Here is a 9496-nt window from a genome sequence, read left to right on the forward strand (position 1 = left end):
TTGGTTTTTTGCGCGGGTGGTTTTGTCCCCACGGGGGCGTACGTTCCAAATGTGGGAGCGAGCCTGCTCGCGAAGAGGCCATCAGCCTCGACACAGCATTACCCGTCCAAACGCGCCAGGAACACCCGCGTCACCCGCCGCTCCTGCACCGACATCACCGTCATCCGCCAGCCTTCCCACTCATGGCTGTCGCCGATCATCGGCAACCGATCCAGCAGGCTCACCACCAACCCCGCCAGGGTTTGGTAGTCATCGGTCGGCTCTGCGGCGAATCCGGTCCGTTGCCGCACCCGCGCCAGGTTCAAGGCGCCGCTGACCACGAAGCCGCCCTTCTCCTCGACCACGTCCGGGCCTTCGATTTCGCTGGCGTCGGGCAGCTCGCCGGCGATGGATTCGAGGATGTCGGTCATGGTCAAAACGCCGACGAAATCGCCGAATTCGTTGACCACAAACGCGATGTGCGTCGAAGCCTTGCGCATCTGCTCCAGGGCATTGAGGATCGAATAGCTGTCCAGCAGGTTAATGGTCTGACGCGCCAGATGGGCCAGGTCGGGCTGGTTGCCGGCCAGGAACTCCTTGAGCAACTCCTTCTTGTGCACGAAGCCCAGTGGCTCATCCACCGCGCCGTCGCGAATCAGTGGCAGGCGCGAGTAGGACGAGTGCATCAACCGCGTACGAATCGCCTCCGCGTCATCGGCCAGATCGATGTGATCGACGTCGGCGCGCACGGTCATCAGCGAGCGGATCGGTCGCTCGGCCAGTTGCAGCACGCCACTGATCATCACTCGCTCACGCCGGTCGAACAGTTCTTCGCTCTGCGCCTCGCCGTCGTCGAGCATGTCGACAATCTCTTCACCGACCTCTTCCACCGCCAGTTTGCGCCCACCGAGCAAACGCATCACGGCGTGGGCCGTACGCTCGCGCATCGGTCGCAGGCCCTGCATCGAGCGCTTGCGTCGTGCCCGGGCAATCTGGTTGAACACCTCGATCAGGATCGAGAAACCGATGGCCGCGTACAGATAGCCTTTCGGAATGTGGAAGCCCAGGCCTTCGGCAGTCAGCGCAAAGCCGATCATCATCAGAAAGCCCAGGCACAGCATGATCACTGTCGGATGCGCGTTGACAAACCGGGTCAGCGGTTTGCTGGCGACGATCATCAGGCCGATGGAAATGATCACCGCGATCATCATCACCGCCAGCTCATCGACCATGCCCACGGCGGTAATCACCGCGTCGAGGGAGAACACCGCATCGAGCACCACGATCTGTGCCACGATCGGCCAGAACAGTGCGTAGGTCGTGCTGGAAGTACGCTGGCCGACATGCCCTTCAAGGCGTTCGTGCAACTCCATCGTGGCCTTGAACAACAGGAACACACCACCAAACAGCATGATCAGGTCACGCCCGGAGAAACTCTTGTCGAACACCTCGAATAACGGCTGGGTCAGGGTCACCAACCAGGAAATACTCGCCAGCAAGCCCAGGCGCATCAACAGTGCCAGGGACAAACCGATCAACCGCGCGCGGTCGCGTTGTTCCGGCGGCAACTTGTCCGCGAGGATGGCGATGAACACCAGGTTGTCGATGCCCAGCACCAGCTCCAGCACAATCAACGTCAACAAGCCCAGCCACGCGGTGGGGTCGGCTAACCATTCCATAAAAACGTCTCGATCTCTTTAAGTGGATTCAGAATGCCGGGCACGGCAAGGCGCGGCGCAGAGGCCGTGGAGCTGCAATGTCAGGGGAAATCGGAAGCCGAAAGACCGGATGTTTCGCGTGCATCAAGACCGCGCGTTGGCGCGAGGGGAAAGGGTTACTGGGGGGCTCCGTGAGGGTGTTCATGCAAGTCCTGAAAGGAAAAAAGGACTTGAATCGTACAGGCGATAATGACAATTCCTACAGCCTGAAATCATTTCAAGATCTGTAGCAGCTCTGGATTGTCGCAGATCTGGAGGTTGCCTTCGCGAGCAGGGTATGCGCAGGATCTGTGGGAGCGAGCCTGCTCGCGAAGCTTTTAGCCACGCTTGACTCGCTCGATATACCGCACCACCGCCGGTGATTTCTCAAATCGCCGATACACCAACGCCAACCACGAAGTCGCATTGCAATCGCTGATCTGCCGATACACCACATTCGGCAAACCGACATGCCCGACCACCGACTCCGGCACCACCGCCACCCCCTGTCCCAGTGACACCAACGCAATCACCGCCACCAATCCACCCGGTTGCGCCCCCAGTTTCGGCACGAAATCACCCTGAGTCGCGACCTGCAAGGTGCCAACCACCTGTTCGGGAAGAATGAAATGTTCGTTTTGCAGATGCGCTGAGTTGATCACCGGCAAACGGTTGAGCCACGAGTCCACCGGCAGTGCCAACACGAAACCTTCGTCACTCAGGCGTATGCTCTCGATCCCCTCGGGCAAGGCCAGCGGGCAGCGGATGTAACCCAGGTCGAAACGCCCTTCGAGAATCATGTTCGGCAGGCTGGCCATGGGGCTTTCCCGCACGTTGAGGCTGACATCCGGGTACTCGATGGCAAAACCCTGCACCTGCTTTTGCAGCAACCCGGAGTACACAGCCGAGGCCACGTAACCCAGTTCGATATGGCCGATTTCGCCACGGCCGGCGCGTTGCGCGTTGCGCTGCGCTGACTCGAATTGCCGTACCGTAGCCTCGGCCTCGATCACCAGTGCCGCGCCGGCCTCGGTCAAGCCGACGTCCCGGGACTGACGCAGAAACAGGCGCGCGCCCAGTTCCGCTTCCATGTCCTGGATCTGCCGGGTCAAGGTTGGCGGCGCGATGCCCAACTGCTCGGCGGCACGGGTGAAATTGCGCTGTCGGGCGACGGCCAGGAAATAGCGGAAGTGACGGATGTCCATGGCGGCATTAGCTCAGAGGTAATGAAGTGATGGTGAATGCCTAACAAAGGCAGTGTCAGCCGGCGATAAGCTGCACGCAACCTCACAGTAGAGAACGCCTGCCATGCCCGTCAAACCCAGCGCTAGTCCACGTCTGACCTTGCTCACCGCCTCTGCCGTGTGCTCGCTGATCGTACTCGACACCAACATCGTCGCCGTTACCTTACCCAGCATCGCACGGGATCTGGGGGCGAATTTCGTAGATATCGAATGGGTCGTCAGTGCCTATATGCTGGCCTTCGCCGCGTTACTGCTGCCCGCCGGCAGCCTGGCCGATCGTTTTGGCCGGCAGAAAACCCTGATGTGGGGCCTGGGCATTTTCATCCTGGCCTCATTGGGTTGCGGCGCGGCGCCGAACGCGCTGTTTCTCGATATCGCACGGGCAATCAAGGGCGTCGGCGCCGCACTGCTATTGACCTCCGCACTCGCATCCATTGGCCACACCTTTCACGATGAAGTGGAACGGGCCAAGGCCTGGGCGTTCTGGGGCGCCTGCATGGGTATGGCCATGACCGCAGCGCCGACCCTGGGTGGCCTGATCACCGAATACGTGGGCTGGCGCTGGATTTTCTATCTCAACCTGCCAGTCGGCGCATTCCTGATGTACATGGTCTGGCGTGCGGTGCCGGAGTCTCGCGATGCGCAAGCGGCGCGGCTCGATCCCTGGGGCAGTCTCGCCTTCAGCGCGAGCCTGTTGTGCCTGATCTGGGGCCTGATCGAAGCCAACCGGATCGGCTGGAACAATCCCGTCACCTATGCGCGCCTGCTGGGAGGTGCGCTGCTACTGGGGCTATTCGTGGTGATCGAGCGCCTGCAGCAGCGGCCGATGATCGACCTGCAACTGTTTCGTCACCCGCGCTTTATCGGCGCCCTGCTCGGCATGTTTTCCTACGCCGCGTGCGCCCAGGTGATGATGACTCTGCTGCCGTTCTACTTGCAGAACGGCCTGGGCTTCAGCGCCATTTCCGCGGGATTGGGCATGCTGCCGTTTGCCGTGACCATGTTGATTTTCCCGCGCATCGGCGCACGGCTGGCGGGGCGTGTTCATCCCGCGAACATGATGGCCATCGGGCTGACATTGGTGGGCAGCGGCAACCTGCTCAGTGCCTGGGCGGTCAACAGCGGCGGTTACCTGCCCTTCGCCATGGCGATTGCCGTCACAGGTGCTGGCGCCGGATTACTCAATGGCGACACGCAGAAAAACATCATGGCCTGCGTGCCCCGGGAGCGGACCGGCATGGCTTCGGGCATGAGCACCACCATGCGCTTCAGCGCGGTGATGCTGGCGATCGGCGTGTACGGCGCGTTGCTGTCCGGCCATAGCGAACAATTGCTGCACGCGGGCCTGTCGGTGCAGGGCGGACAATGGCTGGAACACACGCAAGGTATCGCCTCGGGGGTGGTAGCGGGTGACATGCCGGCGGCGATGAGCCTGCTGCCGCCAGCCGCACGGTCGGAGGTCGAGCCGTTGGCGCGCCAGGCATTCGTCGGCGGCTTCAGCCTGTTGCTGTGGGTCGCGGGACTCGCGGGATTGCTGGCTGCACTGGTGGTCGGCACGCTGATGCGCAATCCGCTTCCAGCCCCACAGGCAGCCTTAGCGCTTGAGTGATGCCATCACCCGCTCGGCATTTTCATCACAGGCCATGCCTTCGGGCCGCGCCTGAATGTTCTCGATCAACCCCAGTAACTGCGCCTTGCTCTGCGCCAGGTGCAGTTGCATGGCTTCAATCTGCTCGACCTTGCGTTGCAGGCTCACCAGCAATTCATCATGTTTGAACGCCCCCGTCACCGTGTCCGGCAATAGTTGCTTAAGCTCTTCCAGGCTGAACCCCGCCTGCTGGGCGCACTGGATGATTTGCAGGGTTTGCAGCACTTGCGCCGGATAACGCCGATAACCATTGGCCTGGCGCGAGACCTGACGGATCAGACCCTGTGCCTCGTAAAAGCGAATGCGCGACGCACTCAAGCCACTCTGTTGCGCCAATTCACCAATCTTCATTTTGGCCTCGTTTACCTGCTTGACATTAAAGTTAACTTTAAGCTTAGCCTCCCCCCATCACTGATGAGGAGTCAAGCATGTCGCCCTTCCAAACCTTGAATCTGCCCAACGGCCAGACCCTCGGCAATCGCATCGCCAAAGCCGCGATGGAAGAGAACCTCGCCGACCGCGGGCAAGCGCCCGACCGTGCCTTGTTCCGTTTGTATCAAGCCTGGGCCGAAGGCGAAGCCGGTTTGTTGTTGACCGGCAACGTGATGATCGACCGCCGTGCCATGACCGGTCCCGGTGGCGTGGTGCTGGAAGACGAGCGCCACCTCGAACGCTTCCGCCAGTGGGCTAGCATCGGTCGTTCGGGTGGTGCGCATTTCTGGATGCAGCTCAATCATCCGGGCCGCCAGACCATGGCCAACCTTGGTCAGCAAGCCTTGGCGCCTTCGGCTGTTGCGCTGGACCTGGGCTCATTTTCCAAGATGTTCGCCGAACCCAAACCGATGAGCGAAGGCGATATCGAGGACGTCATCAAACGCTTCGCCACCAGCGCGGCGCTGGCGGAAAAGGCCGGTTTCAGTGGCGTGCAGATTCATGCCGCCCATGGCTACCTGATCAGCCAATTCCTCTCGCCGCTGACCAATCGTCGCACCGATCGCTGGGGCGGCTCGCTGGAAAACCGCGCACGCTTGCTGTTGGCGGTGGTCGATGCGGTACGCAAAACCGTGTCACCGCAATTCTGCGTGGCGGTGAAACTCAATTCGGCGGACTTCCAACGTGGCGGCTTCGATGCCGACGATGCCCGGCAAGTGATCCGGTGGCTCAACGAGCAACAGATCGACCTGCTGGAGCTGTCCGGTGGCAGCTACGAAGCACCGGCCATGCAAGGTGAAGCCCGTGATGGCCGGACCCTGGCCCGTGAAGCCTACTTTCTGGAAATGGCCGGCGAATTGGCCAGCGTGGCACGCATGCCGGTGATGGTGACCGGCGGCATCCGGCGCCTGGCGATTGTCGAACAGGTCCTCGACAGCGGCATTGCCATGGCCGGCATCGGCACGGCGCTGGCCGTTGAGCCACAGTTGGTCAAACAATGGCGCGAAGGCCGGAACAGCCACCCACAACTGCCGCCGATTCGTTGGAAGCGCAAACCGCTGGCATCGCTTGCGAGCATGGCCGTGGTGAAATTCCAGCTTGATCGCTTGAGCCGCGGGCGCAGCACTCGGCCAGAGGTATCGGCGTTGTGGGCGTTGATTCTGGATCGGGTCTACATCGCCCGACGGACTCGGCAGTACCGGCAGGTGATGGGCAAGTAATCAAAATAGCTGCTGGCCGAGAGACCGCTTTCGCGAGCAGGCTCCCACAGTAGGAATGCATTTCTCTGTGGGAGCGAGCCTGCTCGCGAAGAGGCCCGCACAGGCAACACAAAACTCAACCTGGCAGAAGATCATCGATATGCCGATATTCAGCCTGCAACTGCCCGGCCAACACCTTGCTGCGCCCAAGCCTGATCGGTCCACGCTCGATGTCGATCACCAATCCGGAGCAATCGAAGGCGGGCAACATCGACCATTCTTTCAACCGACCATCCGTCACCACTAGTAATCGCTGCTGCTCCGCAGGAAAACGCTTGCGCCGCGCCACCAGCCAATGCCCGGCTTCACCCAGCGCGGCCAGCAACGGCGTGCCGCCACCTGCGCCAAGTCCATCAAGCCAACTACGCAGACCACTTGACGCTTTCAGGCCTTGCACTTGCCACTTTGGCGATGCGCCACTGGCCGTGAGCAGGGCCACGCGCGCCCGCTGGCGATAGGCGTCATCGAACAACTGCGCCAGCAAACCTTTGGCATCGCTCAGGGCTTGATGGCGTCGGGTCGAGGCGGAAGCGTCGACAATCACCAGCCACAGTTCATGGGGCGAACGCATGCCCAAATGAAACAACAAATCTTCACGCCGACGCGGCCGACCATTGAGCAACGTGCCGGACCAATTGACCAAACCATCGCGGGCCGCCTGACGTTTGCCCTGTTTGCCATGTGCCAGCCGTCCGGCTCGGGATCCGGCATTCGCCCCCGCGTCGGACCGAGGGCGAATGCCTAGGGCTTTTTTGGCCAGTTCGGCACTTCACGTCGGGCGCCGGCCGGCAACGCCTGGGCGGGCATTTCACCCCACTGGCCCTGACCTTCGCTGGGGACGGAAGGCTGAGACGATGTCGCCTGGCTTTGTTGGGGCGCAGGTGGCGTGTGCTCGCGACGGCGATGGCGCAAGGCAAATTCGGCAACCGCGTCGATATCGTCCTCGGCGATGGCACTCGCCCCACGCCAAGCGGCATGAGCCCGCGCCGCGCGCAACCAGACCAGATCGGCGCGCAAGCCATCGACGCCGGCGGCGAAGCAACGTTCGGTGATCTGCGCCAGCGCCGCATCGTCAAGAGGAATGCTCGCCAACGCACTGCGCGCCTTTTGGCAGCGCTCACGCAACGATTGCTGCTGATGCTCCCACTCGGCACAAAAGCCTTGGGGATCACTGTCGAAATCCAGTCGTCGACGGATGATCTGGCCACGCTCGGCGGGTGCAGTGTGACCACTGAGCGCAATGTTCAAACCAAAACGGTCAAGCAACTGCGGCCGCAACTCGCCCTCTTCCGGGTTCATGGTGCCAATCAGCACGAACTTCGCCGAATGCCGGTGGGAAATACCATCGCGCTCAATCAGGTTGGTGCCGCTGGCGGCGACGTCGAGCAGCAGGTCTACAAGGTGATCCGGCAGTAGATTGACTTCATCGACATACAGCACGCCGCCATCAGCCTTGGCCAGTACACCCGGGGAAAATTGGGCGCGTCCCTCACTCAAGGCAGCATCCAGGTCGAGGGTGCCGACCAGGCGCTCTTCGGTGGCGCCCAGAGGCAAAGTGACGAACTGACCGCTGGCGAGCAGGTCAGCCAGGCCTCGGGCCAATGTGGACTTGGCCATCCCGCGCGGGCCTTCGATCAGAACGCCACCGATCTTTGGATCAATGGCGGTCAGGTACAGGGCGAGTTTCAAGTCGTCGGCGCCGACCACGGCGGATAACGGGAAATGCGGGGTGTCGTTCATTGTTCAATCTCGGTCATGGTCGGTCATTTCACAAACACCACAGGGGAATGTGATGTGTCAGGTGTCTTCTTCTATATCCAGCAGCAAGTTCTCCAGCGCCTCACGATACTCACCCGGCTCCTTCCACATCCCCCGCTGCTGCGCTTCGAGCATGCGTTCGGTCATGTCGCGCAAAGCGTGGGGGTTGTGCTCGCGCACGAAATCACGGGTGTTCGGGTCGAGCAAATAGGCGTCGGCCAGCAACGCGTACTGGTGATCGTCGATCAACTGCGTGGTGGCGTCGAAGGCGAACAGGTTATCGACCGTTGCCGCCATTTCGAATGCGCCTTTGTAGCCGTGACGCTTCACGCCTTCGAGCCATTTCGGATTGGCCGCCCGGGAGCGGATGACCCGGTTCAGCTCTTCCTTCAACGTGCGGATCTTCGGCAGGTCCGGTTGACTGTGATCGCCATGATAACTCGCCGCGACTTCGCCGCTGAGGGCTTCCACGGCGGCCAGCATGCCGCCCTGGAATTGGTAGTAATCGTTGGAGTCGAGCAGGTCGTGCTCACGGTTGTCCTGATTTTGCAGCACAGCCTGCACCTGGCTCAGCCGTCGGGCGAACGGTTCGCGTGCGGCGGTGCCTTCGTCGGAACCGCCATAGGCGTAGCCACCCCAGTTCAGGTAGACCTCAGCCAGGTCCTCGCGGCTCTGCCACAGGCGACCGTCGATGGCGCCCTGCACGCCCGCGCCATAGGCGCCGGGTTTGGCACCAAAGATGCGCCAACCGGCCTGACGCCGCGCAGCGTCTTCATCAAGGCCCGATTGCAGCAACGCTTCGCGTTCGGCGCGGACCTTGGCCGCCAACGGGTTGAGGTCATCCGGCTCATCCAGCGCAGCGACCGCTTGTACGGCAGCATCGAACAGGCGGATCAGGTTGGCGAAGGCATCGCGGAAGAAGCCCGACACCCGCAACGTCACGTCGACGCGCGGACGGTCGAGCAAACTCAATGGCAGAATTTCGAAGTCATCGACCCGTTGACTGCCCGTGGCCCACACCGGGCGCACCCCCATCAGTGCCATGGCCTGGGCGATGTCATCGCCACCGGTGCGCATGGTGGCCGTGCCCCACACCGACAGGCCGAGCTGACGCAGATGATCGCCGTGGTCTTGCAGGTGACGCTCGAGAATCAGGGTGGCCGACTGGAAACCGATGCGCCACGCGGTGGTGGTCGGCAGGTTGCGCACGTCCACGGAATAAAAATTGCGCCCGGTGGGCAGCACGTCCAGGCGCCCGCGACTCGGTGCTCCGCTGGGGCCTGCCGGGACGAAACGACCGCTGAGGGCATCGAGCAGGCCGCGCATTTCTGCCGGGCCGCAGGCGTCAAGCCGTGGCGCGATCACTTCGCGCAGGTTGTCGAGGATGACTTGAACCTCAATCCAACGCGCCTCTTGTGGGAGCCAGCCTGCTGGCGATGGAGTGTCAGCCACGTTGATGTCGACTGACACTCCATCGCC

Annotated in this window: 8 protein-coding genes; 2 read left to right on the top strand and 6 right to left on the bottom strand. The window is 61.9% G+C overall.

From position 1 onward, the window contains the following. Positions 1-98: 98 nt before the first annotated feature. The gene (locus ACSFE6_RS29510) at positions 99-1658 is read right to left on the bottom strand and encodes a TerC family protein (protein WP_435430904.1); all 1560 of its coding nucleotides are present in this window, start codon (positions 1656-1658) and stop codon (positions 99-101) included. Between the two features lie 356 nt (positions 1659-2014). Continuing rightward, positions 2015-2881 carry a LysR family transcriptional regulator gene (locus tag ACSFE6_RS29515; protein ID WP_435430905.1) on the bottom strand — a complete coding sequence of 289 codons (867 nt, stop codon included), beginning with the start codon at positions 2879-2881 and terminating at the stop codon, positions 2015-2017. A 103-nt stretch (positions 2882-2984) separates the two neighbouring features. Here ACSFE6_RS29515 and ACSFE6_RS29520 point away from each other — a divergent pair, with 103 nt between their 5' ends. Next, entirely contained in the window at positions 2985-4529 is a 1545-nt protein-coding gene (locus tag ACSFE6_RS29520; protein ID WP_435430906.1) for an MFS transporter, read from the top strand. Here the strand turns inward: ACSFE6_RS29520 and ACSFE6_RS29525 are convergent. Further along, positions 4515-4919 carry a MerR family transcriptional regulator gene (locus ACSFE6_RS29525; RefSeq protein ID WP_435430907.1) on the bottom strand — a complete coding sequence of 135 codons (405 nt, stop codon included), beginning with the start codon at positions 4917-4919 and terminating at the stop codon, positions 4515-4517. The two genes, ACSFE6_RS29520 and ACSFE6_RS29525, sit on opposite strands and share 15 nt — an antisense overlap. Before the next feature lie 77 nt (positions 4920-4996). Here ACSFE6_RS29525 and ACSFE6_RS29530 point away from each other — a divergent pair, with 77 nt between their 5' ends. Next, the gene (locus ACSFE6_RS29530; protein WP_435430908.1) at positions 4997-6220 is read left to right on the top strand and encodes an NADH:flavin oxidoreductase/NADH oxidase family protein; all 1224 of its coding nucleotides are present in this window, start codon (positions 4997-4999) and stop codon (positions 6218-6220) included. 115 nt (positions 6221-6335) lie between these two features. On the opposite strand, the gene ACSFE6_RS29535 is transcribed toward ACSFE6_RS29530, so the two are convergent. From ACSFE6_RS29535 to ACSFE6_RS29545, 3 genes are all read right to left on the bottom strand, one after another. Next, entirely contained in the window at positions 6336-6881 is a 546-nt protein-coding gene (locus ACSFE6_RS29535) for a vWA domain-containing protein (protein ID WP_435430911.1), read from the bottom strand. 119 nt (positions 6882-7000) lie between these two features. After that, positions 7001-7999 (bottom strand): ATP-binding protein, encoded by a 999-nt coding sequence (locus ACSFE6_RS29540; protein WP_435430909.1) that lies wholly within the window; start codon positions 7997-7999, stop codon positions 7001-7003. A 57-nt stretch (positions 8000-8056) separates the two neighbouring features. Continuing rightward, on the bottom strand, positions 8057-9496 hold a 1440-nt coding region (locus ACSFE6_RS29545; protein ID WP_435430910.1), incomplete at its 5' end, for a cobaltochelatase subunit CobN.

Source organism: Pseudomonas baetica, assembly GCF_051216495.1.
Classification (GTDB): Bacteria; Pseudomonadota; Gammaproteobacteria; order Pseudomonadales; family Pseudomonadaceae; genus Aquipseudomonas; species Aquipseudomonas baetica_B.